Raw genomic sequence first — 26,148 nt, 5'->3', positions numbered from 1 at the left:
AGCAAACTTATGGATCTTTCTGCAATCAACCCGGTCCTGCTCATCGCCTCGCTGATGGTGGCGGCAACCCCGCTTTTGCTGGCGGCCATCGGCGAACTGGTGGTCGAAAAGGCCGGCGTGCTGAACCTCGGGGTTGAGGGGATGATGATCGTCGGCGCCATCGCAGGCTTTGCCACCGCAGTGGAAAGCGGCTCGCCCTTCCTTGGCTTCATCGCCGCCGCCATCGCAGGCGCGGCGCTGTCGATCCTGTTTGCCATCCTCACCCAGTTTGCCCAGGCCAACCAGGTGGCCTCCGGCCTGTCACTGACGCTCTTTGGCCTCGGCCTCTCGGCGCTGATGGGGCAATCCTATGTCGGCATCAAGCCGCCGCAGATGGGGGATATCCACATCCCGGTCCTCAGCGACCTGCCCGTTGTCGGCCCGATCCTGTTCGGCCATGACATCATCCTCTACTTCGGCATCGCGCTGACCGCCGCGGTCTGGTGGATGCTGAAATACTCCCGGCTCGGCCTGGTGCTGCGCGCGGTCGGCGAGAACCACGACGCCGCCCATGCGCTGGGATACAAAGTGCTGAAAATCCGCCTTCTGGCGATCATGTTCGGCGGCGCCTGCGCGGGCCTTGGCGGCGCCTACATCAGCCTGATCCGCGTGCCGCAATGGACCGAAGGCATGACCGCCGGCATCGGCTGGATCGCGCTGGCGCTTGTGGTGTTTGCCAGCTGGAAACCCTGGCGCGCACTGCTGGGTGCCTATCTCTTTGGCGGCGTCACCGTTGTGCAGCTCAATCTGCAGGCAGCAGGCGTTGCCATTCCGGTCGAGTATCTGGCAATGTCGCCCTATCTGATTACAATCATTGTGCTTGTTATCCTTTCGGCGGACAAAAGCAGCGCACCTGCCTCGCTTGGCCGCAACTTCCACGCCTCCCGCTAGACGGGGGGCTTTTCACTGCCCCCTCTGCCGGGGCCAATAGATGTAAACTGGGGAGATCCTGATGAAACTGACCAACCTTCTGACCAGCGCCGCCGTGGCGCTTGGCCTGGCCGCAGGCGCGGCCTGCGCCGAAGACAAAACCAAGGTGGGCTTTGTCTATGTCGGCCCCGTCGGCGACGGCGGCTGGACCTATGAGCACGACCAGGGCCGCAAGGCGGTTGAAGCCGAATTCGGCGACCAGGTCGAAACCGTCTATGTGGAAAACGTCGCCGAAGGCCCGGATGCCGAACGCGTGATGACCCAGATGGCGCTGGAAGGCGCCGACCTGATCTTCACCACCTCCTTTGGCTACATGGACCCGACCATCAACGTCGCCAAGAAATTCCCGAACGTGAAATTCGAGCACGCCACCGGCTACAAGCGCGCCGACAACGTTTCGACCTACTCCGCCCGCTTCTATGAAGGCCGCGCGGTGCAGGGCACCATTGCGGGCCATATGACTGAGTCGAACATCATCGGCTACATCGGCTCCTACCCGATCCCGGAAGTGATCCGCGGCATCAACTCCGCCTATCTCCACGCCAAGAAGGTGAACCCCGACGTCCAGTTCAAGATCGTCTGGGCCTTCACCTGGTTCGATCCGGCGAAAGAGGCTGATGCCGCCAAGGTGCTGATCGAACAGGGCGCCGACGTGATCCTGCAGCACACCGACTCCACCGCGCCGCAGGCCGCCGCACAGGCCGCCGGCAACGTGATTACCTTCGGCCAAGCCTCCGACATGTCGGAATACGCACCGAAACCGCGCGTCTCCTCCATCATCGACGACTGGGCGCCCTACTACATCGCCCGCACCAAGGCCGTGATCGACGGCACCTGGGAATCGGTTGATACCTGGGACGGCATCGGCGCCGGCATGGTTGGCATCGGTGAAATTTCGGACGTGGTGCCTGCGGACGTCAAAGCCGCGGCACTGGCAATCAAGGACGCGCAGGCCAATGGCACCTACCACGCCTTCACCGGCCCGATTAACAAACAGGACGGCTCTGCCTGGCTGGCAGAGGGCGAAACAGCCGATGACGGCACCCTGGCCGGCATGAACTTCTATGTCGAAGGCATCGAAGGCGACATCCCGCAGTAAACGGACCATTCTGAGACACACAAAGGCCCGCCACTTGGCGGGCCTTTTTGTTGCCGCAAAACGTCTGATCTCAGCAAAGCCTGCTGACACACCCTGTCACTGCCCTGATGTACTCCCCGCTCCACAAGCCCGCGGAAACCTGCCCGCGGCGCGCTCAAGCACTTTGGAGAACACTCTTGAAACTGAATTACTTCGTTGTCGGCACCAACAACATGGACGCCGCGGTCAAATTCTATGACGCGCTTTTTGAAAACCAGGGGTTCACCCAAGTCCGGCCCAGCGACCGGATGACCTATTGGCTGAAGGACGATTTTGCCTTTGCCGCCGCCCTCCCCTTTGACGGCGCACCGGCCGCCAATGGCAATGGAACCATGGCAGGCTTCAGCCTCGGCTCCGCAGACGAAGCCGCCCGGCTGCACAAAAAGGCGCTCGAACTCGGCGGCACCTGCGAAGGCGCGCCGGGTCAGCGCGGACCGCGGTTCTCAGCCTATGTGCGGGACCTGGACGGCAACAAGCTGTGTTTCGCGGACTGAGCAAGCCGCAATGGCAAAAGGCGGACCCGCAGGCCCGCCTTTCCTGTCCTTTCGGCAAGACCCGCCTCAGTGCCCGGACAGCACCAGCGTCTGCACCGGCATCAGCAAGAGCCGCAGCCGCAGGCCCGCCGCATGGACGACCCCGATGGTGTCCACCACATGCAGGAAGGCCCACTCAGCGGTGCCGATGCTGTCGTCATGCTCCAGCCGCTCGTGGTTGCTGGTATAGACATTGGCCAGGCAATTGCTGCCCGGCGGCAGCGCCTCGGCAGTGCCCTCGTAAAGCGGCTCCATGAAGACGGTGATGGTGCCGGGCTTGCGCATGTTGCCCAAGTCGCGCAGCTCATCCGTGGGGCGCAGCTGGCCGGTTGCGATCACGTCCTGCACTTCGACCACCACCATAGGGATCACCGTGAAGGGCTTGGTCATGCAGCCGATCTCACCAATCATGCCGGGCTTGATCACCTGCGCCGACATCTGGTTGAACCCCGCCTGGAAGCGGTTCCTGCCAGAGGCCAAAGGCACCAGAATGCCTGCCGGGCGCAGCACCGGACTGACGTAGTCGCCGACCTGCAGCGCGAACTGCTCCACCCGGCCATCGACACCGGCACTGATCAGCGTTTTGTCCAGCTCCGCCTGCGCCAATTGCAGCTGCGCCTCGGCGCTGGCCATCTGGGCCGGGATCAGCACCTCGATCTGCTGCTCCACTGCTGCCTTCTGCGCCCGCGCAGCCTCAACCGAGGCCGCCCGCTGGTCCACCAGGTTCTCCAGGCGCTCAATCTCAGCCGGACGCACCGCGCTGGAGCCCTGGTCCCGCAGCGTCTGGTTCCGTTCCAGATCATCGCGTGCCTGCGTCAGCGCCGCCTGCGCCTGGGCAATGCCCGCATCTGCCTGGGCCAAGTCTGTATCTGCCAGCTTGCGCGAGGCCTCAACCTGAGCAATCGCCGCATGGGCGGATTCAAGGGCAGCCTTTTGCGACAGCCCCTCCAGCCGCAGGATCGGATCGCCGGCCTTCACTTCCTGATTGTTGACGACATAGACCTCGGCCACCCGCCCGCCGACCTGCGGCAGGATGGTGACGGTGCGGAAGTAGGAGGCCACCGTATTGGTCGCCGGATGGAAATAGAACAGCGTGGTCAGCACCGTCAGGGTCAGCATCACGCAGGCCGTCAGACCCCAGCGCAACTCGTACCAGACAGAAAACAGCGTCAGCTCCTGGCCGACCCGCTTGCCCTGCACAAAGCGGCGGAACAGGAAGTCGGGCAGGATGGTGACCAGCGCGCACAGAAGTGTCTCAATCATGGTTCAGTGCCCCTCTGCCACGGGTTCACCCTGCGCCGGCGCAGGCGCATCCGGTTCGTCCGGCGGCGGGGTATCTTCCCCCTGCACCGCAGGCGCCTCAGGCTCCCGCCCCAGACCGCGGACCGCATCGGCAATGGACCGTAGCGGCGCGGCCAGATCCGGGATCTGGAACCCCGCCATCAGGATCGCGGCCACCCAGAAGATATTGTTGTGGGTAAACAGCGCCAGCAGCGCCAGAATGCCGACCAGCTGGAACTGCGGGTGATTGCTCTTGTGCGCCATCTTCTCCGGCAGCGCGTGCAGGGTGAAATAGGCAACCCCGATCAACAGGATCAGGGTGATGGTGAACACCGCCATGAAGGTAAAAAGGAAATCGCTTCCGTCCGCCGCAGTGACATAAGAAGGAATATGCCCCGCAGCCATCGGATGTGCATTGGGCGTCGTCATCGTCCGTCCCCCGTTTCAATTTATTTTCTTGAACTGCATCTGATAGTTGCACTGCCCGGCCCTTTGACCAAGCATTTTGTCTGGCCGGCGCCGGAATTGCCCTTTGCCTGCCCTTCCTTGCGTGCCACTCTCCCGCCATGACACAGAGCCCCCGCACGCCCCTCACCAGCCCCGACGGCACCCCCGCCAGCCGCTTTGCCTTTGGCTGCATGCAGTTCGGCGGCCGCGCCACTGAGGCGCAGTCGGCAGATATGTACGCCGCCTGCCGCGCCGCCGGCATCACTCATTTCGACACTGCCTGGGTCTATACCGATGGCAAGTCCGAACAGATCCTTGGCCGCCTCATCAAGCAGGAGCGCGACCAGCTTTTGATTGCCACCAAGGCCGGTTACGAGGGCGGCGCAGGCGCTGCCAATCTGCGCACCCAGCTGGACGAAAGCCGCCGCCGGCTGGATCTGGACATGGTCGATGTCTTCTACTTGCACCGCTTCGACCCGCACACCGACCTGCGCGAAACCATGGACTGTTTCGCGGCACTGAAGGCAGAGGGCCTGATCCGCTATGCGGCGCTGTCGAACTTTGCCGCCTGGCAGGTGATGAAGGCGCAGATGGCCGGGCTGGCCTCCGGCGTTTCCGTCGACATCCTGCAGCCAATGTATTCGCTGGTGAAACGCCAGGCAGAGGTGGAGATCCTGCCGATGTGCGCCGACCAGGGCATCACCGCGGTGCCCTACTCGCCCCTCGGCGGCGGTCTGCTGACAGGCAAATACGCCACCGGCGGCACCGGCCGCATCACCGAGGACAAGGGTTATGGCATCCGCTACAGCCCGGCCGCCATGCACGAAACGGCCACCGCGCTGACAGAGCTAGCAGCCCAGCGCGGCACCCATCCCGCCACCCTCGCCGTGGCCTGGGCCGCGGCCCATCCTTCCGCGCCGGTTCCGATCATCTCTGCCCGCAACGCGGAACAGCTTCAGCCCTCGCTGGCAGCGCTGGACTACGCGATGGACGCAGACCTCTACCGCGCGATTGAGGCGCTCAGCCCGCGCCCCGCGCCCGCCACCGACCGGCTGGAAGAACAAGAAAACGACAAGGACTAGACCCATGCAGGATTTCATCGTCATCGGCGGCGGCATGGGTGGCACCAGCGCCGCCGCCCGGCTGGCCGGCCTCGGCAGCGTCACCCTGCTCGAAATGGAGGACGCGCTTGGCTACCATTCCTCCGGCCGCTCCGCTGCGTTGTTTGAGGAAAACTACGGCCACGGCCCCACCATCGACCTGAACCGCGCCAGCGCCGCGCATCTGCGCGAGAACGGTTACCTGTCGCCACGCGGGCTGATGCTGGTCGGAGCCAAGGACGAAGGCGATCTCTTTGCACGCGACGTGGATGAACTGGGCATGGCGACGCTGGAGCTGGACGAGGCCCGCGCCATGGTGCCGATCCTGAACCCGGAAACCGTAGGCTTCACCGCTATCAGCGGTGCCGCCGAGGACATCGACACCGACAGGATGCTGCAGGACTTCGCCAAAACCCTGCGCGCTGCGGGCGGGCAGACTGTGACCAAGGCACCCGTCACCGCCATCACCCGCATTGCAGGCGGCTGGCAGGTCACCGCGGGCGGCACCGTTTATGAGGCGCGCAACCTGGTCAACGCCGCGGGAGCCTGGGCCGATAAGGTTGCCGCGCTTGCCGGGGTCGCCGCCATCGGCCTGCAGCCCAAGCGCCGCTCGATGGCACGGCTGCCCGCCCCCGGCGGCCATGATGTCAGCGGCTGGCCGATGCTGCTGGGCGCAGGTGAGACCTGGTACGCCAAACCTGATGCCGGCAAGCTGCTGGTCTCCCCCGCCGACGCCGATCCGGTGGAGCCGCATGACGCCTATGCCGATGACATGGTGCTGGCCGAAGGGCTGGCCCGCTATGAGGAGATGGTGACTGAGCCGGTGACGCGGGTCGAAAGCAATTTTGCCGGCCTGCGCAGCTTTGTCGCTGACGGCACCCTGGTGCTGGGGCCGGATCCGGATCAGCCGGAGTTCATCTGGTGTGCCGGTCAGGGCGGCTACGGCATCATGACTGCCCCCGCCGCCTCGCAGCTGATTGCCGATCTGGTGGCAGGCCGCGCGCCGGTGCTGGATGCCGCCACCGTCGCCGCGCTGTCGCCCGCGCGGCTGCGCTGATGCCGGTGCGCTCCGTTCCCGGCACGGCCTCTGTCGCGGAACCGCAGGGGGGCAAGCTGTTTGCCCCCTCCGCCGCCCGCAATGCCGGCGCGATCTGCGATCTGCTTGCAAAAGTGGCCCCGCCACAGGGCCGCGCCCTGGAAATCGCCAGCGGCACCGGCCAGCATGTGATTGAATACGCGGCCCGGCTGCCCGGCCTGACCTGGCAGCCGACCGAGGTGGACGCCACCCGCCGCACCAGTATCCAGGCCTATGCCGATGAGGCAGGCCTGCCCAACATCGCACCGCCCATCGAGCTGGACGCCACCGCCCCCGGCTGGGGCGCCGATCATGCAGGCCAGGATCTGATCGTGCTGGTGAACCTGCTGCATCTCATCAGTGAAAGCGAGGCCCGCACCCTGATCCAAGAGGCCGCTGCTGCCCTCGCCCCCGGCGGGCGGTTTGTGATCTACGGCCCCTTCATGCGCGGCGGCAACCTCATCAGCGAAGGCGACCGCGCCTTCCATACCGCCATCACCGCGAACGATCCGGAGACCGGCTATAAGGATGACGCCGACGTCCGTCGCTGTCTGCAGGCCGCCGGGCTGGAGCTGGTTCAGGCGGTGGACATGCCCGCCAACAACCTGGCGCTGGTTTCGGAAAAACGCGCAATCTGATTTCCGCGCCGGAATATTCTCCCTTAGCCGCCGCCGCGCACCTGCTGCAGCCCACGGACCACCTGGCGGATGTGCTCCAGCGCCGGATTGTCGGGCAGATAGAGCGCCCGGCAGCCGAGGCTGATCTCCGGCGCCCCCTCGACTGCATGCAGCGCACCCGCCGCCAGCGCCTCTGCTGCCATATAGGCCGGGAAATATCCTATGCCGCCGCGTTTTTGCAGATAGCGCAGCCCCATCAGCGCATTCCCCAGCACGATGTGCTGACGGCTGCGGGCGGGCAGAACATCATGCAATTGCGCATCGTACTCAGCGCCGAATTCCAGGTTGATGAACAGGGGCAGCGCATCCCGCCCCAGCCGCAAGGGCTGGTCCGCCACCAGCACCAGCCGCTCGGGCGGCAGCTCCTCAACCGATAGCCGCGCACCCGCCGGCACCTCGTTCACAATCGCCACGTCCAGCAGACGGCGCGCCACCGCCTCGCCCATGTTCATCGCGTGGTCATAGTTCAGCGTGAAGGGCACCGTGCCCTGCACCTCCTCCAGCCACACTGCCACATCCACCAGAAGCGGGTCCCAGACCGACAGCTGTGCCCCCAGCCGCAGCGGCACCCGGCCCGCCAGGCTCGCCTTCAGATCACCCGCGACAAACTCCCACGTCCGCATCATCTGCTCGGCATAGGGCAGAAACTGCCGCCCCGCCGCGCTCAGCCGCGTGCCGCCGGGTCCGCGGTCGAACAGCGGCGTGCCCAGTGCTTCCTCCAGCGCCTTGATCCGGGCACTGACGGCAGTTTGCGTCACATTCAGCGCCCGCGCCGCGCCGTGAAAGCTGCCCGCGGCCTCGATCGCCAAAAAGGTTTTGAACGCGCTGATCTGCATGGTGATCACTATTTCCTTTCGCCTTGAGCAAATCAATTCGTTTTCCTGCTCAGGCCAAACTCGCTAGCTTGTCCGCAGATCAATCAAAGGACCCGCGCCATGCTGGACAAAAGCCACAAGCCAACCTGGACCAGTTTCACAGAAGCCACCGCCGAGGACTGGAAAGCCGTTGAAGCCTACGAGGAGGCCTATAACGCCGCCCTGCCCGACCGCATCCTCGACGCGATCCGCTCGCTGGACGAGGACTGGACCCCCTACCCGGTGAACCGCTACCAGCACAGCCTGCAGGCCGCGACCCGCGCCTGGGAAGACGGCGCCGATGACGAGATCATCGTGGCCGCGCTGGTGCATGACACCGGCGACATCCTGTCCCCCTACAATCACGGTGAGCTGTCGGCGGCGATGATGAAGCCCTATGTCAGCGAAAAGACCTACTGGATCCTCAAGCACCACTGCGTGTTCCAGGGCTTCTACTACAACCACCACTTCGGCGGCGACCGCAACGCCCGCGACAAATACCGCGACAGCCCCTATTGGGAGGACTGCCGGTACTTCTGCGAAACATACGACCAATGCGCCTTTGACCCGGAGTATCCCACCAAACCGCTGGAGTTTTTCGAGCCGATCCTGCGCAAGGTTCTGTCGCGCGGCTGGGGCCATATGGAGCTGGCCGAAACCGCAGAGGAGCAGCCTGCGGGCTAGACCCTTTGCCAATCAGGAGCAGCACCCCGCCCGGCCAGGTCCAGGCGGGGTGTTTCTGTCAGCGGCCCGTCATTCCGTTCCGATCTGCCAGGCCTGCAAAATCTCCCGCACATGGGCGCGCCGGCCGCGGGCCACCGGCACCTCACCGCCATCCGCCAGCAGCAGCACATCGCTCTGCCCGCCGCGCCTCAGCCCCGCGACCGCATCCCGGGCCACCCACCAGGACCGGTGCGGCTGCAGGCCCGCATCCTGCGGCATCTGCGCCAGCAGGTCGGCAAGCCGCCCGCGCAGAGTCAGCTCGCTGTCTCCTGCCGATATCCGCAGGTAATGCTCCTCTGATTTCACGTAATGCAGCTGTTCCAGCGCGAACTTCTGCCCGCCCAGGACAACTGCGGTCCCGTTCAGACCGGCAGTTGCATCGCCAGCGTTTTGCGCGGCCGGCTCCGGCTGCGTTGAGGCAGGTTCGGGCATTGCTGTCACGGCAGGACTACCGATGCCCCGCTGCTTGCGCCCGTACAGGTCCAGGCCCAGCGCCGTATTGGCCTGCGGCAGGATGAACAGGAACAAAAGCGTCTCGAACGTATAGCTGAGCACAACATTGTAGGGAAAGAGCTGCAGAACCACCCGCCAGCTGACACCCGTTCCAGTATAGGGCGCGGCCAGCGCCACCACCATCACCGTGACCAGTGCCATGGACACAATATTCGGCACCGCACGCAGCATCCGCACAACCCGCCCTCCCGGTGCCAGTGCGATCCAGGCTATCAGGATCCCTGCATAAGCACTTACAAACCCTGCAACGCAGATCACCCACAAAAGCAGGTTCACGTGCAGCGGCATGCCGGCCTCCCGGTATCCGTCTGTGTCAAACGCCGCCAGCAGCACCACTATTGCCGCGGCGTATTTCAGAAACACTCCGCTGCGCAAAACCAGCGTCATTTCATGCACCGTGAACTGCGGCGGTTCACCGAACATGTCAAAAAGCTGCATTTCGCGGCTTTGGAGATTGTCCTTGATCGTCCCCAAACCTATCAGCCCCCCGTTATCAGGTTTTCTGTTGATGAGTGGCCGGAGATGGCTTCTTTCCTTGTATTGCCGCACAAAGGAAGCTGTCTCCGCGCTCACCCGTTCGCTTTCGTCAATTCCTTTCCCCATCCATGGCAGATCCAGAATGCGCCAGTTTGTTCCCGCAGATTTCGACAAGGCCGCCAGCGATCTCGACCGTCTCAAAGATATCTATTTCGCTGCCGGCGCAGACCCGGCCGCGCGCGATACTGCCGAAGCGGCCCTCGCTGCGGCGATGCGGTGGATTGGCGTGGCCCTGGACAGCTATCCGCTGCAGGGTACCCGCCGGGACTAGGCCCTGCGCCCGCACCCGCGCTATGTGCAGTCCGTAAAACCTCCGTCCGGGCATCGGCCCCGCAGAAGCCCGGCATTGCGGCTGTCTGATACCTCCGGTTTCCATGCTCCAAGCTTAGCCAGAGGCATTCCGGATTGTGAATGGGTAAATGCATGTTTTCGCAGGGAAACTGGCGGATTTTTCCCTCTGGCGGATTCTTTTGATTGTGGTAAAATTCGCCCCAATCCACCCGGGCTCTGATTTATTGTCGCCATCTGCGATCCGCAGGCGGGCCACTGCCACCCCCTTGCGCACGCAGCGGACAGGTAAACGCGCCAGCCTTACAGCGCCAAACTTTGCTTAGCGCCTGCCGCGGCGCTGCCCGGCCCGCCCGCCTGGCAACGCACTGGCCAGGTGGTCCGCAAACGCCCGCGTCTTGGGCTCAAGATGGCGCCGCGACGAATAGACCGCATAAACCGGTGTCGATGCCGGAATGGCGCCGAAACCAGCCAGCACCGGAACCAGCGTGCCGCTCTCCAGCTCCCGGGCAGCCGCCCATTCCGGGATCATCACAATGCCGCAGCCGGAAACGGCCAGGCTTTTCAGAAACGCCAGCCCGTTCGCCTGAACCCTCCCGGCAACCGGTACGGCGCATTCGCCTTGCGGCGTCTGGAACCGCCACACCACCTTCTGCGCCTCAGAGCGGAAGGAGAGGCATTGGTGGCCGGCGAGTTCCTCCGGATGGTCCGGAGTGCCGAAGGCCTCCAGATACCCGGGGCTGGCATAAAGCTGAGAGCGGCTATCGAAGATCTTGCGGGCAATCAGGCTGGAATCCTTCAGCTGCCCCATGCGGATGGCCACGTCGATCCGGCCTTCCACCAGATCCTCAAGCGCCGAGGAAAACTGCAGCTTCACCTGGATGTCCGGATGGGCGGCCAGAAAGCCGGGCATCAGCGGTGCGATCAGGGCCGTGGCCAGATCAGGCTCTGCCGTGACCGTCAGCACCCCCGCTGGCGCGCTGGACAGCCGGGATATGGCAGCCCGGGCGGTCTCCAGCTCTTCCACCGCGCGTTTTGCGTGCCGGTAATAAAGCTCGCCAGCCTCAGACAGGCTCTGTTTGCGGGTGGTGCGCTGAAACAGCCGGGTGCCGAGCCCATCCTCCAGCTGCTTGATCTGGCGCGCCACCGATGACGGCGCCACGCCCAGCACCCGGGCCGCTGCCGAGAAGCTGCCCTCCTCGACCACCTGAACAAACAGACTGGCGCTTGACCCCTGAATCATCTTTGCACTCTGCGCACAAATCCTTTGCATTTCAAACTGTTTTCGCCAAGGTCAAGCGCCCTCATGTTGCTCCTGTGAAACCCCGCAGTATTTCAGACAGGAGACCCTGAATATGACCAAACTGCTGTTTATCAAGGCTTCGCCCCGCGGCAGCCAGTCGAAGTCCAGCGCACTCGCCAGCGCCTATCTTGCCAAACTGCAGGAAACGGACAGCCGGATCGAAATTGACGTGCTGGACTTGTCCAGCGAGCCGCTGCCGGATTTTGACGGTGACAAGGTTGCCGCCAAGATGAACGTCATCACCGGCCAGGACCACGATGGCAGCCAGCGGACGGCCTGGGACGAAATCACCACTATGGCCAGCCGGTTCGCTGCCGCCGACATCTACCTGATCGCCGCGCCGATGTGGAACGGCAGTATTCCCTACAAGCTCAAGCAGTACATCGACCTGATCCATCAGCCCGGTCTGCTGTGGGGGCTTGATCCTGAAACAGGATACTTCGGCCTGCTGGAGGGCAAGAGGGCCGTGCTGGCGCTGACCAGCGGCGCCTACGGGCCGGACATGCCGTCGCCAGCCTTTGGGGTGGATCACCAGTCGGCCTATCTGAAGTTCTGGCTGAACCAGGCCGGAGTGGAGGACATCGCGGAACTCCGCTTCCAGCCAACGCTCCTGACGGCCGACCCGGAGGCCGGTTTCCAGGCCGCCATTGCAGAGGCGGAAAAGCTGGCCTCCTGAGGGTTGCGCCGCGCATTGCGCGCCGCCACGGGGGTCAGGCAGGCCGCGCCTGCGGCGCGGCCTGCCTGACCCAACCGGACCCTTCGGATTTCAGATCCGAAGCGGGACGGGCGGGAGTGCTCCGCGCCGCTTTGCCCCGCTACCGCGGGGTGCGGCTTACTCCGCGGCGCGGGTGCCTGAACCCATCAGCACCGGCATCGCCTGACCGCCGCTCTCCATCTCAAACACCCGTTCAACACGCACAGCCTCAAGACCCGCGGCGCGCAGCGCCTCCCGCACCTGCGGTTCCGTAAGCCCGGAGCCGCCCGCGTCCGCGGCCAGCCAGTCCCACTGCACAAAGATCCCGCCGCGGTTCAAAAGCCCCGCCAGCACCTCCGCGGCGCCGCGGTAGTCCGGCAGGAAGCTGCAGACGGAGGACGCGCAGATCATGTCGAAACCGCCAAGCATGCCCGCTGCTTCCCGTGCGCCGCCGTCCAGAATATCCGTGCACAGCGCCCTGACCTTGGGCAGCGCCTTCTCCTGCAGCACCGCAATCATCCGCTCCGAAGTGTCAGCAGCCACCACTTCCCGCACATGCGGCGCCAGCTTTTCACTGAGAAGCCCGGTGCCGCAGCCGAAGTCCAGCACCCGCTTGTCCTGCCAGCCGCCGCCGGAGATGCCGGCCGAACCAGCCAGCGCGGCAAAGGCCCGGTCCGCATAAAGCCGGACATCGCTGTTGCCGTCCCAGCCGTCGGCGTAGTCATTCCAGTCGTCGCTCATTTGCCTGCGTACTCCACCTTGGTTGTTCAGATCCGGGACCGTGACCCGGCGGGCGGGCAGCGTCAACAGACAGGGCACCTGGAACAGGAAGAAAATCGCCGGTCCTGGCGGCTGCGTTCAGAATCGGGACGGATAGTGTTGCATGACGTATTGAACGTCCAAATCGCTGTGAAAGGCCTCCGGGTGGCTTTGCATCATTTCAAGGATGAATTCCCGTTCATTCAAGGCATCTTCTGCGGGGGCTGCTTGCTGCGCAGGCCTGCCTGCAGGGGCGGATGGCTTGAACAGAAACTGCAGAAAACTCCAGTTTCCAATCTGCGGGATGCCGGGCGAAAACATGGTCAGTCCTCCATTCAACGGGTTCTGACAACAGGTTACCCGCCTGCCGGGGTGTCTGGTATCAGCCGTGAAATTGTGCTGTTCTTCAAAAATGCAGAGCCAAAACTGGAACTGGTCGGACCTCCGTGTCTTTCTGGCGGTTGCCAGGGAAGGGTCGACCCTGGCAGCCTCCCGCAAGCTCGGAATGGCGCAGCCCACAGTGGCGCGGCGGATCGATGCGCTGGAACATGCCACCGGCCTGGTGCTGTTTGAGCGGGACACCCGCGGCTTCCAGCTTACCGGGAACGGGCGGGACCTGGTGACATGCGCTGAGGAGGTTGAAACCGCGGCCCGGGCCTTTGCCAGCCAGGCGGCAGAGCTGGCGGAGGTAAAACCGATCCGCATCACCGCCTATTCGGCGAACTTTTCCCCGCGGATGATTGATATCGTGAACGGCTTCTCCGCCGAAAACCCAGGCGTCGGCTTTGAGTTTCTGCCCTCCGTCAAAACCCTGGACCTGGTCGCGGGTGAGGCGGACATTGCGCTGCGGCTGGCCCGCACCGAACCCTCCCCCAGCCTGATCGCGCGGAAGATCAGCGACGCCAAATGGTCTCTGTTCGGCGGAACGGACTATGCAGCTCAGTTCGGGCTGCCCGGCACTCCCGGCGATCTGAAAGGCCACAAGTTTGTCACTTTCCAGCGCGGCGATGTTCCAAACGTGTTTCACGAATGGCTGATGGAACGGGTCGCTCCTGACCAGATCGTGGCCAGCTACAGCGAGCTGGACCTGATGCATGCGGCCATCCGGTCTGGTCAAGGGCTGGGTATTACCAATGTCAAACTGGTTGAGCCGGACACCTCCCTGATCCGGTGTTTCGACGAGATCAAGGAACTTTCCGTTCCGCATCTGATGCTCATCTCACCGGACGCCTACAGGCGGTCTGAGGTTCGCGCTTTCGTCAAATACTTCGCCCCCCGCTATGCGGCGATTTACAAGGAAAGCGGCGAAGAAACCAAAGATTGATAAGCTGCACAGCCCGCCCCGCAGGCGGTTCCTGCCAAGCCACAACGGAGGTATGAAAATGAAGCGCTTGTTCCCGTCCCTGCCCGAAGACGCCACACTTGGCAGCGTCTACCGCGCCTTCCCGGAGAAGCTTGCGCCGCTGGCGGAATACACAAACCGGGTGATGCGGGGGCAAAGCGATCTCTCCGTTGCGGAGCGGGAATTGATCGGGGCATTTGTCTCCGGTCTCAACGCCTGTGCGTTCTGCCATGGTGCGCATACGATCTTTGCCAGGGCCTATGGGGTGGCACCTGAAACCATTGACGCCCTGATGCAGGATCTGGAGACGGCACCGGTTGAGGCGAAGCTCAAGCCTGTGCTTGCCTATGTCCGCAAGCTCACCCTGACACCGTCCCGCATGACCGAAGGGGATGCCAATGAGGTTTACGCGGCGGGCTGGAGCGAAAGCGCGCTGTTTGATGCCATTCAGGTCTGCGGGGTCTTCAGCCTGGCAAACCGCTTTGTGGAGGGAACCGGCATCAATGAGTACCACATGGACCCCAAGGCCGTAGATGAAGCGATGCTGGACGAATGCCGCAGCGACACCAGCTACACGGATTTCGGCCGGGAGAATGGCCTGGACATGTAACCGTCACGCCCTCACCCAACAAAAAGCCCCGGCCAATGACCGGGGCTTCTTCATTTCTTCCGTCTGGGCTTAGCCGTTCTGACGGATGGTCTCGTTCTTCGGATCGTAGGGGCTGTCGCAGGTGACAACCGCATCCCACAGCTTGTCCTGGATCTTGACCTGCAGCTTGGTGCCTTCCACCGCGTAGTCGGGCTTCACGTAGCCCATGCCGATGGATTTCTCGAAGGCCACCGAGTAGCCGCCGGAGGTCAGGCGGCCCACACGGGTGCCGTCTTCGGCATAGAGCGCCTCGCGGCCCCAGGGATCGGCATCGGCGGGGCCGTCGATCAGCAGGGTGCAGCACTTCACGCGGACGCCGGTCTCGACCAGTTTGTCCTTGCCGTGGAAGTCCTTCTCCAGATCGACAAAGCGCGGCAAGTCGGCTTCCAGCGGGGTCGCGTCGCGGCCCAGTTCGTTGCCGAAGGCGCGGTAGGATTTCTCCTGGCGCAGCCAGTTCTGGGCGCGCGCACCCACCAGCTTCATGCCGTGCTTCTCGCCCGCTTTTTCCAAGAGGTCAAAGAGGTAGTTCTGCATCTCGATCGGGTGATGCAGTTCCCAGCCCAGTTCACCGGTGTAGGCCACGCGGATCGCATTGACCGGGCACATGCCCAGTTCGATCTGCTTGGCCGACAGCCAGGGGAAGCGCTTGTTGGACAGTGCGGTTTCCGGATCGGCGTCGACGATCACCTCTTTCAGCACATCGCGCGACTTCGGACCTGCGATGGCGAAGACGCCCCACTGGGTGGTCACGTCCTGGATCTCGATGTAGCCGAACTCCTCCATCTTGTCCTCGGCCGCCTTGCGCAGGAAATCGGCGTCATATTCGGACCAGGCACCGGCAGAGACGAGGTAGTAGTTGTTCTCGCCGTTGCGGACGATGGTGTATTCGGTCCGGGTGGTGCCGAACGCGGTCAGCGCGTAGGTCAGGTTGATGCGGCCGACCTTCGGCAGCTTGTTGCAGGTGAACCAATCCAGGAACTGGGTGGCACCGGGGCCTTTGACGACATGTTTGGTGAAGGCGGTCGCGTCGATCAGGCCAACGCCTTCACGCACGGCTTTCGCCTCGTCCACGGCATGCTGCCACCAGCCGCCGCGGCGGAAGGAGCGGGCATCGTGGTCAAAGGTTTCAGGCGCATCGACGGGGCCGAAGTAGTTCGGGCGTTCCCAGCCGTTGACCCAGCCGAACTGTGCGCCGCGGGCCTTCTGGCGGTCGTAGGCCGGTGCGGTGCGCAGCGGACGGCAGGCTTCGCGCTCTTCGTCCGGGTGGTGCAGGATGTAGACGTGCTCATAGCACTCTTCGTTCTTGCGGGCCGCGAACTCGGTGGTCATCCAGTTGGAGGAGTAGCGTTTCGGGTCGAGCGACGCCATGTCGATCTCGGCCTCGCCGTCCACCATCATCTGGGCCAGGTAGTAGCCGGTGCCGCCAGCGGCAGTGATGCCGAAGGAGAAGCCTTCCGCCAGCCACATGTTGCGCAGGCCCGGTGCCGGGCCGACCAGCGGGTTGCCGTCGGGGGTGTAGCAGATCGGGCCGTTGAAGTCGTCTTTCAGGCCGCTCTCGGCACAGGACGGAACGCGCTCTGCCATTGCCATGTACTGCTCGGCGATCCGGTCCAGATCCAGCGGGAACAGGTCAGCGCGGAAGCTGTCCGGCACGCCGTGCTCGAACTGGGCGGGCGCGCCGCGCTCGTAGATGCCCAGGATCCAGCCGCCGCGCTCTTCGCGGGCATAGGATTCATTGTCGGCGTCGCGCACAACGGGGTGCTCGGGGTTGCCGGCTTCACGCCATTTGACCAGCTCGGGGTCCTTGTCCATGACGATGAAGGTGTGCTCCACCGGGATTGCCGGCATCTTGATGCCCAGCATTTTCGCGGTGCGCTGCGCGTGGTTGCCGGATGCGGTCACGACGTGCTCGGCGGTGATTACCACCTGCTCGTCGGAAGGAACCAGGTTGCCGCCCTTTTCGACCATCTTGGTGCAGGTGACTTCCCAGTGGGTGCCGTTCCAATGGAAGGCATCGGCCTGCATCTTGCGGACGATATCGACGCCGCGCTGACGGGCACCCTTGGCCATCGCCTGGGTCACGTCTGCCGGGTTAATGTAGCCGTCCTCGGTGTGGTAGATCGCGCCTTTCAGGTCGCCGGTCTCGATCAGCGGCCAGCGCTCCTTGATCTGATCCGGGGTCAGCCACTCATAGTCCACGTCGCAGGTTTCCGCAGTGGAGGCATAGAGCATGTATTCGTCCATGCGCTCCTGTGTCTGCGCCATGCGCAGGTTGCCCACCACGGCGAAACCTGCGTTCAGGCCGGTTTCTTCTTCCAGGGTCTTGTAGAAATCGACCGAGTACTTGTGGATGTGGGTGGTCGCATAGGACATGTTGAACAGCGGCAGCAGGCCTGCCGCGTGCCAGGTCGAGCCGGAGGTCAGCTCGTCACGCTCGATCAGCATGACGTCTTCCCAGCCGGCTTTGGCCAGGTGATAGGCAATCGAGGTGCCGACGGCGCCGCCGCCAACAACAAGTGCTTTGACTTGGGTTTTCATTCTCCCGCTCTCCAGCTTAATGAGATTCTTGGCGACGGTTATGCCCGCGCATTGAAATCCGCGCAAAATCAGGCCGACGCAAAAACACTCAAAACCGACCTTGCGCGCCACAGCATACCGGATTCTGCGGGCGGCAGTGCCGGAAATGGCGTTTTTCTGCGCAAGCAAAAGGGGGCCGCGGCCCCCTGAAGTCTGTGTCTTACGCTGTTCTGCCGGGCGTCAGCATTCGGCCTCATTGCTGCGGCGGATGCAGACCGGCTGGTCGCCTGACGTGCTGCTGCCCAGTGCGGCCAGCCTGTCCCAGCTGCCGGCATCTCCCCCGCTGCGGGCGGCGTGCTCCTTGGCGGTGCGGGCGCGGGCAAAGCGCTCCTGCACGATGGTGCCGTAGTCGGTGGCGCTCAGATCGCCCCAGCCAAGGCCTGCGTCACGGGTCTGGAAGTAATAGTCGGCACCAATCACCGCCTGGGTGCTGAACACCAGGATGCCCATTGCTTTCTTCAGTCCCATTTCCGTCCTCCGGGTCCGCATGTGCCTTGCTGTTTACCTCAGATTCAAACCTGGCGCAGAATTGCGGCAGCATTCCGGCAATTCGGGGAAAAGCCCATGCAATTGCGCGGACCCTGCCGTGCCGCTTGCCCCGCTGGGATCAGTCGCAGGTCCGCGTGGTGCCGCGCCGGATGCAGCCGCTGCCTTCGCCGCCGTCACCCGCCAGCCCCTTGCTGACCTTGACCGGCGACACGCCGCTGCTGTCCTGCGGTGCCGGGCTGCCTTCCTGACTGGAGCCGCCCGTGAAGACACCAAGCAGCGAACCCGCCAGCCCTGCCAGTTTGCCGGAGGTGGCGCCGCTGCTGTTCCCGCCAGCCTCCAGCGCGGCGGGGTCTTCCGCTTCGATTGCTACGCCGTCCCTAACCGCACCGGCCTCTGCCATCAGCCGGGTCAGCCGTTCGCGGTAGGCCGTTTCCAGCACCGCACCGGGGTCCGGCACATCGCCGCTGGTCACATCAATAAAGGCTGTGGTGCCGGTCACCGCGCCGGCCAGCAGCTTGCCGGGATCAATGTTTTCGATCTTCAGCTGCGCGGCCTTGGCTTCGATGCTCTGCAACTCACTGCGCAGCCGGGTGATATCCCTTGCCAGTTCCTGCTCAGCGGCGGCGGGCACGGTCACGTCATTGCCCACGGTGGGAACCGGCTGTTCCAGCAGGCCGTTCAGCCCGTCATAGTCAATGGCCGCCAGAACCTCCCTGATGGTGCTGTCCGGCGCATCCGCATGGACCACGATGGTGGCGCGTTCGCCGAAGCCCAAAACCCCTTCGAATTTGCGCATCTTGCCGCTGCTGCGCTTGTAGATGCCCTGATCGCGGCCAAAGGCGACACCGCCGATGACGGCATAAGGTTCCTCAGGCAGCCCCATGCCGCGCATCGAGGACACAACCATCCCCCCCAGGGTGTTCGGGTTCTGCAGGCCGCGCAGATGGACGCTGAGCACGACCACTTCACCGTCCTTGGCGTAGCCCCAGCTGTGCGGGTCCATCTTGGCTGCCCGTTTCTGCAGGCGGACGCTATCCAGCGCCTGATCCAGTTCCGCCAGCGGATCGCTCTCCGCCTCCGCGCCGCCACCCCCTGCCGCCAGCACCTCTGGCCGCTCCAGCAGGCTGAAACGCTCCATGCCGGCGGGCGCTTCGGGCAGATACGCCTTGCCGCCCTGCCGCCAGCGGTCTCGGCGCTCCTGCTCCAGATCCGCCAGGCGCTGCTCTGCCTTATGGCCCAGGTAGCGGCTTTCGATGGTGCCGGCATAGCCGGAAAGGCTCAGACTGCCGAAGTCCAGCCCTGCCCGGCGGGTCTGCTGTTCATAGTCAACGCCCAGAAATACCAGCCCGCACACAGCTGCGAAGCCTGCCAGATGCTTGATGCTCATAATGTCCTCATGGAAATGCCCGAAATCTTTCCATCCGGCTAATGGGCATTTGGGGCGGGATTGCGGCGCAAACGCGAAAAGAACGCGCGCCACGCCCGCATAGATTGAACCTGCCGGACCGGGTTCCGTTCTGCTGTTTCTGTCTGGCCTGTTCCGCTGTGCTGTATCGTCTGTGTCTGCCAGCGGTAAGGAGTGGCGGCGCCGCCAAGGGGCGGAGGCGGGACGGGAGGGTTGCTCCCGCACGCGAAACGTCGTCTGTGCGTGCCCGTGCCAATGGGCCCTGTTCCTGGATGCCGGGGGTGTCAGGCCCGGCGGTGACCGCGATCAGGGGAGAATGTGACATTGGCAGCTTAAGATCGCGTGAGGCCAGCGTACGCTGCCGACGCAACGGCTGGCAGGCGGGCAGAGCTCCCCTGCCCCTGACATCCAGACCGGATATTTCCCCCTGTGCCGCCGCCCCGCCCTGCTACACTGCAAGCGGATGGCAGCCTCAGAAGGGGATTACCAATGAAGAAACAAGTTGCAGAATTTCTGGGTACTTTCACGCTTGTCCTGTTCGGGTGCGGTTCCGCGGTGATCGCGGGGGCCGACATCGGGCTGACAGGTATCAGTCTTGCCTTCGGGCTGGCCCTGACCGGCATGGCCTATGGGATCGGGCCGGTGTCAGGCTGTCATATCAACCCTGCGGTTTCCCTTGGCATGGTGGCGGCAGGCCGGATGCCGCTGCCGGAGGCGGTGAAATACATTCTGGCACAGATCGCAGGCGCAATCGCCGCGGCATTGGTGCTGCTGATCATTGCCAGCGGCAAGGCGGACTACGATGTTGCCGTCAACGGGCTGGGTCAGAACGGCTGGGGCGCAGGCTATCTGGGAGAGTACAATATCCTGGCCGCCTTCTTGTTCGAGGCCGTGGCGACCTTCCTGTTCATGGTTGTCATCCTAGGGGCCACGGGCAGCCGGGCGCCGGCCGCGCTGGCCGGGCTTGCGATTGGCCTGGCGCTGGTTGCAATCCACCTCGTGGGCATCAACGTCACCGGCGTTTCGGTGAACCCTGCCCGTTCCATCGGGCCCGCGCTGTTTGCCGGTTCAACGGCCTTGTCGCAGCTTTGGCTGTTTATCGTCGCTCCGGTTCTGGGCGCGGTTGCAGCAGGGGTGCTGTTCAAGTCCGGCCTGCTTGATCAGTCTGAATGAAGCACCGGCACCGGCTAGGCGCATTCCGGTCCGGTTCAGGCCAAGGCTACAACGCCCCCAGCGCCCCGGCAATCGCCCAGAGGCTTAGCCCGATCCAGGTGCCGGTCAGCCCCCAGAACAGCAGCGGATGGGTGCTGCGGCGGACGGGTTCGATGAAATCGGCCCGTCCCGTGCGCAGCGCGGGCCAGCTCCAGAGCAGGAACAGCACGCCCCAGAACAAAGGGACATCCAGCACCACCGCCAGCCAGATGCACAAGAGGCCCAGCCCGGCCTTCCACGGCAGTCTGGCTCCCGGCGCGGCCCGGTTTCCACTGCTGTCTTCCGGCTCCAGCGCCCGGATCATGAAAGCCGCCCCCTGCGGGTCGGCCGCCATCAGGCGCCCGTCCTGCAGGTCCACCGTGACCTCGCCGCCCAGCGCGGACAGTTTCTCCGCCGCCTGTTCCAGCGAGCCGACAGCGAAACAAGGCATCCAGTACCGGAACTTGCCGCGGATTTCCTCCGGCACCTCCTCGGCGACGGCCACCAGGCTGCCGTCCGGGTGACGGATATCGTAGACCGGCCAGGGCGCTTCCGCCGTCTTGTGGAAGGTCCAGCCGAACAGGTCCTTGTAGAAATCCGCAATCAGCGCGATATCCGGCAGGTGGTGGTAGCGGCGGACCGCATGGCCGGGCTGCGGCGGCCCTTCCGGCGGCGTAAGGCTGCTGCCCTCCACCATGGTGAAGCCGGCACCGGAAGGATCGCGCACCAGCGCGATGCGGCTGTGTTCGTCAAACGGCTGCGGCTCGATCTCGATGATTGCGCCCTCGTGGCGGCGGGCGGCTTCGACCCTGGCGTCCAGATCCTCGACATGCACATAGGACATCCAGAAGGACGGCATGTTTATCTTCACCAGGAACTCCGGCATCGGGAACACTGCGGCGGCGGCCTGTGTCTTGTCCTGGGCAAAGTCGTAGCTGTCATCGCCGTCGAACGACCAGCCGAACAGGTCCGCATAGGTCTTGCGCGCCAGCGCCATGTCGAAGGTGGAAAGATCGGTCCAGATGAAATGCCCGATGGTCATTGCGGCCTGCTCCCTCGTGTTCTGCCTGACCATGATCTAGGCATTGGGACGGGAAAGCGGAACGCACAAATCTTGCTGTTTTGCAGCCGCGCCGGGCCGGGGGCCTACATCTCCACGATCTTCCCGGGGTTCAGGATGTTCTCCGGGTCCAGCGCCGCCTTGATCGCCGCCATATACCGGGTGGCCTCGCCCAGTTCCTGCTGCAGGTAGGGGCGCTTGCCCTGGCCGATGCCGTGCTCGCCGGTGCAGGTGCCGTCCATGTCTATCGCCATCTCATTGAGCCAGCCGATGTACTCGTCCGCCTTCTGCCGTTCCACGTCGCTGTCCATGTCAATGAGCAGGAGCGCGTGGAAGTTGCCATCGCCCACATGGCCGACCATTGGCGCCAGCAGCCCCATGCTTTCGGCCTTTTCCCGCGCCGCGCTGACGCATTCCGCCAGCCGCGAGATCGGCACGCAAACGTCGGTGGACAGACCCTTGGCGCCGGGGCGCAGCTGCAGGCTGGCCCAGTACATGTCGTGGCGCGCCTGCCAGAGCTTGCTGCGCTCCTCCGGCGTCGAGGTGGCGGAGATGTCGAAGCCACCGAATTCTTCGGCGATGGAGGCGAACATGTCGGATTGCTCCACCACGCCGGCATCCGAGCCGTGAAACTCCAGCAGCAAGAGCGGCGTTTCCGGCAGGTCGAGGCCGGAATAGGCATTGGCGGCGCGCACGCTCATCTCGTCCAGCAGTTCGATGCGGGCGACCGGGATGCCGTACTGAATGGTCATCATCACCGCGCGGCAGGCCTCATCCACGGTGCGGAAGGAGCAGCGGGCAGAGCGGATCGCCTCCGGGATGCCCTGCAGTTTCAGGGTAAGTTCAGTGATCAGGCCCAGCGTGCCCTCGCTGCCGACCAGCAGACGGGTGAGATCATAGCCGGCCGAGGATTTCTTGGCCCGTTGCGCAGTGCGGATCACGGCGCCGTCGGCCATCACCGCCTCCAGCCCCAGCACGTTGTCCTTCATGGTGCCGTACCGCACCGCGTTGGTACCCGAGGCGCGCGTCGCCGCCATGCCGCCGAGCGAGGCATTGGCGCCAGGATCAATCGGGAAGAACAGGCCCTGATCGCGCAGGTAGGTGTTCAGCTGCTCTCGGGTGACGCCGGGCTGCACCACCACGTCCAGATCCTCGGCATGAACCGCGATGATCTGGTCCATCCGCATCATGTCCACGCAGATGCCGCCGGCGGGCGCGTTCACATGCCCTTCCAGCGAGGTGCCGGTGCCGAAGGGAATGACCGGCACGCCGTATTCGGCGCAAACCGCGACGATCTCCGCAACCTCGCGGGTGGTCGTGGGGAACACCACCGCATCCGGCGCCTGGTTGGTGATCCAGGTGGTGGTGTGGCCGTGCTGCTCGCAGATCGCCTGACCGGTCTGCAGCCGGTCGCCGAACTGCTGGCTCAGCGCATCAATGGCGGCGGCGATCCCGGCCTCGTTGCGCGGCAGTGATGTGGCTTGGACCATGGCGGCCTCCCCTGGCAGCAGGGCGCGATGCCCCGGAACAATTCACCTGTTAACCTACGCGCCGCTACCAGAGTTCAGCAATACCCAGAACCCCGTAGCCGCCACTCTGCCCGGCCTAGCCGCCCAGTGCGATCCCTTCCCGCCGCGGGTCTGCCGCACCCTTCAGCCCATCGCCGATTTCAATCGCATGCAGGCCGGAGGTCAGGTCGCGGGCATTGACCTCATAGCCCATGTCTGTCAGCGCCTCTGACAGCTCCTCTGCGCTGGTGCCCGCCTCCACATCATAAGTGCCAAAACGGTTGACCAGATGCGGCAGTGCCAGCGCGGCCTGGATATCCATCCCCCAATCCGCCCAGGCGATGATCGACTTGGCCACATAGCCGATGATGCGGCTGCCGCCGGGGGATCCGATGGCCAGTACCGGCTTGCCATCCTTCAGCACAATCGTCGGCGCCATCGAGGAACGCGGCCGCTTGCCCGGCTCCAGCCGGTTGGCGATGGGCACCCCGTCCGCATGGGTCCGGAAGGAGAAATCCGTCAGCTCATTGTTCAACAGGAACCCGGCCGCCATCAGCCGCGAGCCAAAGGCATTTTCAATCGTCGTGGTCATCGACAGCACGTTGCCGTACTGGTCCACAATCGAGATATGGGAGGTCGAGGGCAGCTCGATCGACTCATCATCCGCCAGCATCAGCGCATGGTCGAACTCCGGCGACCCCGGCGCCACTTCGGGCAGTGCATCATCGCCCTGCAAGAGCTCTGCCCGGCCCGCCAGATAGTCCGCCGCCACCAGCCCATGGGTGGGCACCGGCACATAGTCGCTGTCCGCCATGTAGCGGCCCCGGTCGGCAAAGGCGAGGCGCGAGGCATCGCCGATCAGCCGCCAGGCCTCGGCGCTTTCCGCCCCCAGTTCCGCCAGATCGTAGTTGCCTAGCATCCCCAGGATCTGCCCCACGGTCAGCGCACCAGAGGACGGCGGCCCCATGCCGCAGGCTTCGAAATCGCGGTAGGCTGCACAGACCGCCGGGCGCTCCTTGACCTGATACAGCGCCAGATCGGTAGCGGACAGCACGCCGGGGTTGCCCTCAGCCGTGGTCACTGCGCGCACGATCTCTGCCGCGATGGGGCCTGCGTAGAACGCCCCCGCTCCGCCCTCTGCCAGCGCCCGCAGGGTGGCGGCATAGTCCGGGTTCAGCAGGGTTGCGCCCTCGGCAATGGGTTCACCCTCAGGCAGGAAATAGGCGGCAGCGGCCGGGGCACGTGCGAGCCGTTCGGCGTCCCCTGCCACCAGCGCAGCCAAACGCGGCGAGACGGCAAAGCCATCCTCCGCCAGCCGGATGGCCGGCTCAAACAGCGATGGCCAGTTGGCACGGCCCCAGCGGCGGTGCGCCGCTTCCAGCAGCGCGGGCGTGCCAGGCGTGCCGACAGACCGGCCCCCGACCACCGCATCAAAGAACTTCAGCGGCTCGCCGTTTTCATCCTGAAACAGGGTCGGCGCCGCCGCCAGCGGCGCAGTCTCGCGCCCGTCCAGCGTGGTCAGCTCGCCCGTGGCGGCGTCATACCAGACCAGAAACGCGCCGCCGCCCAGGCCGGAGGATTGCGGCTCCACCAGACCCAGCACGGTTTGCACCGCCACCATCGCATCCGCCGCAGTGCCGCCCGCGCGCAGCACGGCAGCACCGGCCTCCACCGCGTGCGGGTTGGCAGCCGCGACCATCCAGTTCTCGGCCTCAACCGGCTGGCCTTCGGCCTTGGCCTCCAGCGCGGCGGCCACCTCGGGGGAAATCGCCTCAAAGGTGCCTGCGGTTGCCGCTTCGGGGGCAACCGCATCTGCGGCCTCCTGCGCGGCGGCAGGGCCAGCAGCAAATGCGGCAGCGGCCAGAATCAGATACTTCATGAAAAGTCCTCCTTGATAATTCCAGCCCTGCAGCCGCGGTTACAGCATGGACGGCACAACCTGATCCGGCGGCCGGTGGCCGTCTTCAAACGTCTTGATGTTCAAAAGCACTTTCTCGCCCATCTCGATGCGGCCCTCGATGGTGGCCGATCCCATATGGGGCAGCAGCACCACATTGGGCAGCTCGCGCAGGCGGGGGTTGATGTCGGTACCGTGCTCATAAACATCCAGCCCCGCGCCCGCGATCTCATCCGAGCGCAGCATCCTTGTCAGCGCGTGCTCGTCGATCACCTCGCCGCGCGACGTGTTCACGATCACCGCCGAAGGTTTCATCAGCTTCAGCCGCCGCGCGTTCATCAGGTGGAAGGTGGAAGGCGTCGAGGGGCAGTTGACGGAAATCACATCCATCCGCGCCACCATCTGGTCGAGGCTCTCCCAATAGGTGGCCTCCAGCTTCTCTTCGACCTCCGGGCGCAGGCGGCGGCGGTTATGGTAATGGATCTGCATCCCGAAGGCGGCGGCGCGCTTGGCGACCGCCTGGCCGATCCGGCCCATGCCAAGGATACCCAGACGGCGCCCTGCGATGCGCCCGCCCAGGAACGCAGTGGGTGCCCAGCCCTGCCAGTCGCCCTTCTGCATAACCGCCAGCCCCTCTGGCATCCGGCGCACCACCGCCATGATCAGCGCCATGGTCATGTCAGCGGTGTCATCGGTCAAAACACCGGGGGTGTTCGACACCAGGATGCCGCGCTGGCGGGCGGTGGCAACGTCGATGTGATCCACGCCGGCACCGTAATTGGCGATCAGCTTCAGCCGCTCGCCGGCCTGCCCCAGCAGGCCCGCATCAATGGTATCGGTGACCGTCGGCACCAGCACATCGGCGTCCTTCAGCGCCGCGGCCAGCTCGCTGCGGGTCATCGGCGTGTCATCCTCGCGCAGGCGCACATCGAACAGCTCGCTCAGCCGGGTTTCCACAGGTTCCGGCAACCGTCGCGTAACGACAACACTCAATCGGTCTCTTGGCACTTGTGCTCTCCCTTGGGCTTTTCAATCCGCACGCCTCCATGGCATCGTGGCGCAGGATGCGCAGAGGCACAAGAACCCAACAGCATTCCCTTGCCTCTCGGCCGGAAATTTCCCGGACGCAGCAGGGGCAT

General features: G+C 64.5%; 26 protein-coding genes. 12 read left to right on the top strand and 14 right to left on the bottom strand.

Translation table 11 applies throughout. The features are described 5' to 3' along the window. Window positions 1-9: 9 nt before the first annotated feature. The 3 genes from RA21_RS10490 to RA21_RS10480 all read left to right on the top strand — a co-directional run bounded on the left by RA21_RS10490 (window position 10) and on the right by RA21_RS10480 (window position 2,601). Window positions 10-930: an ABC transporter permease gene (locus RA21_RS10490; protein WP_039148584.1), complete on the top strand. Its 921-nt coding sequence runs from the start codon at window positions 10-12 to the stop codon at window positions 928-930. Window positions 931-991: 61 nt separating this feature from the next. Beyond that, window positions 992-2,068, top strand: a complete 1,077-nt coding sequence (locus tag RA21_RS10485; protein ID WP_039148581.1) for a BMP family ABC transporter substrate-binding protein — start codon at window positions 992-994, stop codon at window positions 2,066-2,068. Between the two features lie 176 nt (window positions 2,069-2,244). Further along, window positions 2,245-2,601 carry a VOC family protein gene (locus tag RA21_RS10480; RefSeq protein ID WP_039148578.1) on the top strand — a complete coding sequence of 119 codons (357 nt, stop codon included), beginning with the start codon at window positions 2,245-2,247 and terminating at the stop codon, window positions 2,599-2,601. Between the two features lie 66 nt (window positions 2,602-2,667). On the opposite strand, the gene RA21_RS10475 is transcribed toward RA21_RS10480, so the two are convergent. Both RA21_RS10475 and RA21_RS10470 read right to left on the bottom strand, forming a co-directional pair. Further along, window positions 2,668-3,903, bottom strand: a complete 1,236-nt coding sequence (locus tag RA21_RS10475; protein WP_019294786.1) for an HlyD family secretion protein — start codon at window positions 3,901-3,903, stop codon at window positions 2,668-2,670. A 3-nt stretch (window positions 3,904-3,906) separates the two neighbouring features. Further along, window positions 3,907-4,350 carry a hypothetical protein gene (locus RA21_RS10470; protein WP_039148575.1) on the bottom strand — a complete coding sequence of 148 codons (444 nt, stop codon included), beginning with the start codon at window positions 4,348-4,350 and terminating at the stop codon, window positions 3,907-3,909. Window positions 4,351-4,487: 137 nt separating this feature from the next. Here RA21_RS10470 and RA21_RS10465 point away from each other — a divergent pair, with 137 nt between their 5' ends. From RA21_RS10465 to RA21_RS10455, 3 genes are read left to right on the top strand one after another with little or no spacing between them, the layout of a single operon-like run. Further along, a complete protein-coding gene (locus tag RA21_RS10465) occupies window positions 4,488-5,450 on the top strand; it encodes an aldo/keto reductase (protein ID WP_039148572.1) in 963 nt (320 codons plus the stop codon). 4 nt (window positions 5,451-5,454) lie between these two features. Further along, window positions 5,455-6,525, top strand: a complete 1,071-nt coding sequence (locus RA21_RS10460) for an NAD(P)/FAD-dependent oxidoreductase (protein ID WP_039148569.1) — start codon at window positions 5,455-5,457, stop codon at window positions 6,523-6,525. Beyond that, window positions 6,525-7,181: a DUF938 domain-containing protein gene (locus RA21_RS10455; RefSeq protein WP_039148566.1), complete on the top strand. Its 657-nt coding sequence runs from the start codon at window positions 6,525-6,527 to the stop codon at window positions 7,179-7,181. Before RA21_RS10460 ends, RA21_RS10455 begins: the two co-directional genes overlap by 1 nt. Before the next feature lie 23 nt (window positions 7,182-7,204). On the opposite strand, the gene RA21_RS10450 is transcribed toward RA21_RS10455, so the two are convergent. Next, window positions 7,205-8,056, bottom strand: a complete 852-nt coding sequence (locus RA21_RS10450; protein WP_241483499.1) for a LysR family transcriptional regulator — start codon at window positions 8,054-8,056, stop codon at window positions 7,205-7,207. Between the two features lie 99 nt (window positions 8,057-8,155). Here RA21_RS10450 and RA21_RS10445 point away from each other — a divergent pair, with 99 nt between their 5' ends. Beyond that, window positions 8,156-8,758: an HD domain-containing protein gene (locus RA21_RS10445; RefSeq protein WP_019294780.1), complete on the top strand. Its 603-nt coding sequence runs from the start codon at window positions 8,156-8,158 to the stop codon at window positions 8,756-8,758. Window positions 8,759-8,827: 69 nt separating this feature from the next. On the opposite strand, the gene RA21_RS10440 is transcribed toward RA21_RS10445, so the two are convergent. Then, complete coding sequence (locus RA21_RS10440) at window positions 8,828-9,748, bottom strand: LytTR family DNA-binding domain-containing protein (RefSeq protein WP_193748064.1); 921 nt, start codon at window positions 9,746-9,748, stop codon at window positions 8,828-8,830. Between the two features lie 181 nt (window positions 9,749-9,929). Between RA21_RS10440 and RA21_RS10435 the strand changes: the two genes are divergently transcribed. Continuing rightward, a complete protein-coding gene (locus RA21_RS10435; RefSeq protein WP_019294778.1) occupies window positions 9,930-10,118 on the top strand; it encodes a hypothetical protein in 189 nt (62 codons plus the stop codon). Window positions 10,119-10,457: 339 nt separating this feature from the next. Here RA21_RS10435 and RA21_RS10430 read toward each other — a convergent pair whose 3' ends face one another. Further along, window positions 10,458-11,378, bottom strand: coding sequence for a LysR family transcriptional regulator (locus RA21_RS10430; protein ID WP_039148559.1), 921 nt, complete (start codon window positions 11,376-11,378; stop codon window positions 10,458-10,460). A gap of 112 nt (window positions 11,379-11,490) precedes the next feature. Here RA21_RS10430 and RA21_RS10425 point away from each other — a divergent pair, with 112 nt between their 5' ends. Further along, window positions 11,491-12,114, top strand: a complete 624-nt coding sequence (locus RA21_RS10425) for an FMN-dependent NADH-azoreductase (protein WP_039148557.1) — start codon at window positions 11,491-11,493, stop codon at window positions 12,112-12,114. Window positions 12,115-12,270: 156 nt separating this feature from the next. Here RA21_RS10425 and RA21_RS10420 read toward each other — a convergent pair whose 3' ends face one another. Both RA21_RS10420 and RA21_RS10415 read right to left on the bottom strand, forming a co-directional pair. Then, a complete protein-coding gene (locus tag RA21_RS10420) occupies window positions 12,271-12,873 on the bottom strand; it encodes a class I SAM-dependent DNA methyltransferase (protein ID WP_039148555.1) in 603 nt (200 codons plus the stop codon). A 117-nt stretch (window positions 12,874-12,990) separates the two neighbouring features. Further along, on the bottom strand, window positions 12,991-13,212 hold the full coding sequence (locus RA21_RS10415) for a hypothetical protein (protein ID WP_039148552.1): 222 nt from the start codon (window positions 13,210-13,212) through the stop codon (window positions 12,991-12,993). 91 nt (window positions 13,213-13,303) lie between these two features. Between RA21_RS10415 and RA21_RS10410 the strand changes: the two genes are divergently transcribed. Together RA21_RS10410 and RA21_RS10405 are read left to right on the top strand one after the other, a co-directional pair. Next, window positions 13,304-14,215, top strand: a complete 912-nt coding sequence (locus tag RA21_RS10410; protein ID WP_039148549.1) for a LysR family transcriptional regulator — start codon at window positions 13,304-13,306, stop codon at window positions 14,213-14,215. 58 nt (window positions 14,216-14,273) lie between these two features. Then, window positions 14,274-14,843 (top strand): carboxymuconolactone decarboxylase family protein, encoded by a 570-nt coding sequence (locus tag RA21_RS10405; protein WP_029205074.1) that lies wholly within the window; start codon window positions 14,274-14,276, stop codon window positions 14,841-14,843. A gap of 69 nt (window positions 14,844-14,912) precedes the next feature. Here the strand turns inward: RA21_RS10405 and RA21_RS10400 are convergent, their stop codons facing one another. From RA21_RS10400 to RA21_RS10390, 3 genes are all read right to left on the bottom strand, one after another. After that, the gene (locus RA21_RS10400; protein ID WP_039148681.1) at window positions 14,913-17,420 is read right to left on the bottom strand and encodes a GcvT family protein; all 2,508 of its coding nucleotides are present in this window, start codon (window positions 17,418-17,420) and stop codon (window positions 14,913-14,915) included. A 219-nt stretch (window positions 17,421-17,639) separates the two neighbouring features. Continuing rightward, window positions 17,640-17,927, bottom strand: a complete 288-nt coding sequence (locus tag RA21_RS10395) for a hypothetical protein (protein WP_039148545.1) — start codon at window positions 17,925-17,927, stop codon at window positions 17,640-17,642. Between the two features lie 139 nt (window positions 17,928-18,066). Continuing rightward, entirely contained in the window at window positions 18,067-19,335 is a 1,269-nt protein-coding gene (locus RA21_RS10390) for a hypothetical protein (protein ID WP_039148542.1), read from the bottom strand. A gap of 507 nt (window positions 19,336-19,842) precedes the next feature. On the opposite strand from RA21_RS10390, the gene aqpZ reads away from it, so the two are divergent. Next, window positions 19,843-20,526: an aquaporin Z gene (gene aqpZ, locus RA21_RS10385; protein ID WP_019298476.1), complete on the top strand. Its 684-nt coding sequence runs from the start codon at window positions 19,843-19,845 to the stop codon at window positions 20,524-20,526. Window positions 20,527-20,572: 46 nt separating this feature from the next. On the opposite strand, the gene RA21_RS10380 is transcribed toward aqpZ, so the two are convergent. From RA21_RS10380 to RA21_RS10365, 4 genes are all read right to left on the bottom strand, one after another. Beyond that, window positions 20,573-21,586, bottom strand: a complete 1,014-nt coding sequence (locus RA21_RS10380; protein ID WP_039148678.1) for a VOC family protein — start codon at window positions 21,584-21,586, stop codon at window positions 20,573-20,575. Between the two features lie 104 nt (window positions 21,587-21,690). Continuing rightward, on the bottom strand, window positions 21,691-23,094 hold the full coding sequence (locus RA21_RS10375) for an FAD-binding oxidoreductase (protein WP_039148539.1): 1,404 nt from the start codon (window positions 23,092-23,094) through the stop codon (window positions 21,691-21,693). 115 nt (window positions 23,095-23,209) lie between these two features. Beyond that, window positions 23,210-24,991: a gamma-glutamyltransferase gene (ggt, locus tag RA21_RS10370; RefSeq protein ID WP_039148536.1), complete on the bottom strand. Its 1,782-nt coding sequence runs from the start codon at window positions 24,989-24,991 to the stop codon at window positions 23,210-23,212. A 39-nt stretch (window positions 24,992-25,030) separates the two neighbouring features. Next, the gene (locus RA21_RS10365; RefSeq protein ID WP_039148534.1) at window positions 25,031-26,017 is read right to left on the bottom strand and encodes a 2-hydroxyacid dehydrogenase; all 987 of its coding nucleotides are present in this window, start codon (window positions 26,015-26,017) and stop codon (window positions 25,031-25,033) included. Window positions 26,018-26,148: the final 131 nt, after the last annotated feature.

The sequence above is a fragment of the Leisingera sp. ANG-DT genome, from assembly GCF_000813785.1.
Lineage (GTDB): Bacteria > Pseudomonadota > Alphaproteobacteria > Rhodobacterales > Rhodobacteraceae > Leisingera.
This window is presented reverse-complemented; position numbering and strand designations above follow the sequence as displayed.

Bases quoted from the DNA above. Each gene is read 5' to 3' on its own strand.
- RA21_RS10490 (WP_039148584.1), top strand. From the start codon at position 10: ATGGATCTTTCTGCAATCAACCCGGTCCTGCTCATCGCCTCGCTGATG.
- RA21_RS10485 (WP_039148581.1), top strand. From the start codon at position 992: ATGAAACTGACCAACCTTCTGACCAGCGCCGCCGTGGCGCTTGGCCTG.
- RA21_RS10475 (WP_019294786.1), bottom strand. From the start codon at position 3,903: ATGATTGAGACACTTCTGTGCGCGCTGGTCACCATCCTGCCCGACTTC.
- RA21_RS10470 (WP_039148575.1), bottom strand. From the start codon at position 4,350: ATGACGACGCCCAATGCACATCCGATGGCTGCGGGGCATATTCCTTCT.
- RA21_RS10465 (WP_039148572.1), top strand. From the start codon at position 4,488: ATGACACAGAGCCCCCGCACGCCCCTCACCAGCCCCGACGGCACCCCC.
- RA21_RS10460 (WP_039148569.1), top strand. From the start codon at position 5,455: ATGCAGGATTTCATCGTCATCGGCGGCGGCATGGGTGGCACCAGCGCC.
- RA21_RS10455 (WP_039148566.1), top strand. From the start codon at position 6,525: ATGCCGGTGCGCTCCGTTCCCGGCACGGCCTCTGTCGCGGAACCGCAG.
- RA21_RS10450 (WP_241483499.1), bottom strand. From the start codon at position 8,056: ATGCAGATCAGCGCGTTCAAAACCTTTTTGGCGATCGAGGCCGCGGGC.
- RA21_RS10445 (WP_019294780.1), top strand. From the start codon at position 8,156: ATGCTGGACAAAAGCCACAAGCCAACCTGGACCAGTTTCACAGAAGCC.
- RA21_RS10440 (WP_193748064.1), bottom strand. From the start codon at position 9,748: ATGCAGCTTTTTGACATGTTCGGTGAACCGCCGCAGTTCACGGTGCAT.
- RA21_RS10435 (WP_019294778.1), top strand. From the start codon at position 9,930: ATGCGCCAGTTTGTTCCCGCAGATTTCGACAAGGCCGCCAGCGATCTC.
- RA21_RS10430 (WP_039148559.1), bottom strand. From the start codon at position 11,378: ATGATTCAGGGGTCAAGCGCCAGTCTGTTTGTTCAGGTGGTCGAGGAG.
- RA21_RS10425 (WP_039148557.1), top strand. From the start codon at position 11,491: ATGACCAAACTGCTGTTTATCAAGGCTTCGCCCCGCGGCAGCCAGTCG.
- RA21_RS10420 (WP_039148555.1), bottom strand. From the start codon at position 12,873: ATGAGCGACGACTGGAATGACTACGCCGACGGCTGGGACGGCAACAGC.
- RA21_RS10415 (WP_039148552.1), bottom strand. From the start codon at position 13,212: ATGTTTTCGCCCGGCATCCCGCAGATTGGAAACTGGAGTTTTCTGCAG.
- RA21_RS10410 (WP_039148549.1), top strand. From the start codon at position 13,304: ATGCAGAGCCAAAACTGGAACTGGTCGGACCTCCGTGTCTTTCTGGCG.
- RA21_RS10405 (WP_029205074.1), top strand. From the start codon at position 14,274: ATGAAGCGCTTGTTCCCGTCCCTGCCCGAAGACGCCACACTTGGCAGC.
- RA21_RS10400 (WP_039148681.1), bottom strand. From the start codon at position 17,420: ATGAAAACCCAAGTCAAAGCACTTGTTGTTGGCGGCGGCGCCGTCGGC.
- RA21_RS10395 (WP_039148545.1), bottom strand. From the start codon at position 17,927: ATGGGACTGAAGAAAGCAATGGGCATCCTGGTGTTCAGCACCCAGGCG.
- RA21_RS10390 (WP_039148542.1), bottom strand. From the start codon at position 19,335: ATGAGCATCAAGCATCTGGCAGGCTTCGCAGCTGTGTGCGGGCTGGTA.
- aqpZ (WP_019298476.1), top strand. From the start codon at position 19,843: ATGAAGAAACAAGTTGCAGAATTTCTGGGTACTTTCACGCTTGTCCTG.
- RA21_RS10380 (WP_039148678.1), bottom strand. From the start codon at position 21,586: ATGACCATCGGGCATTTCATCTGGACCGATCTTTCCACCTTCGACATG.
- RA21_RS10375 (WP_039148539.1), bottom strand. From the start codon at position 23,094: ATGGTCCAAGCCACATCACTGCCGCGCAACGAGGCCGGGATCGCCGCC.
- ggt (WP_039148536.1), bottom strand. From the start codon at position 24,991: ATGAAGTATCTGATTCTGGCCGCTGCCGCATTTGCTGCTGGCCCTGCC.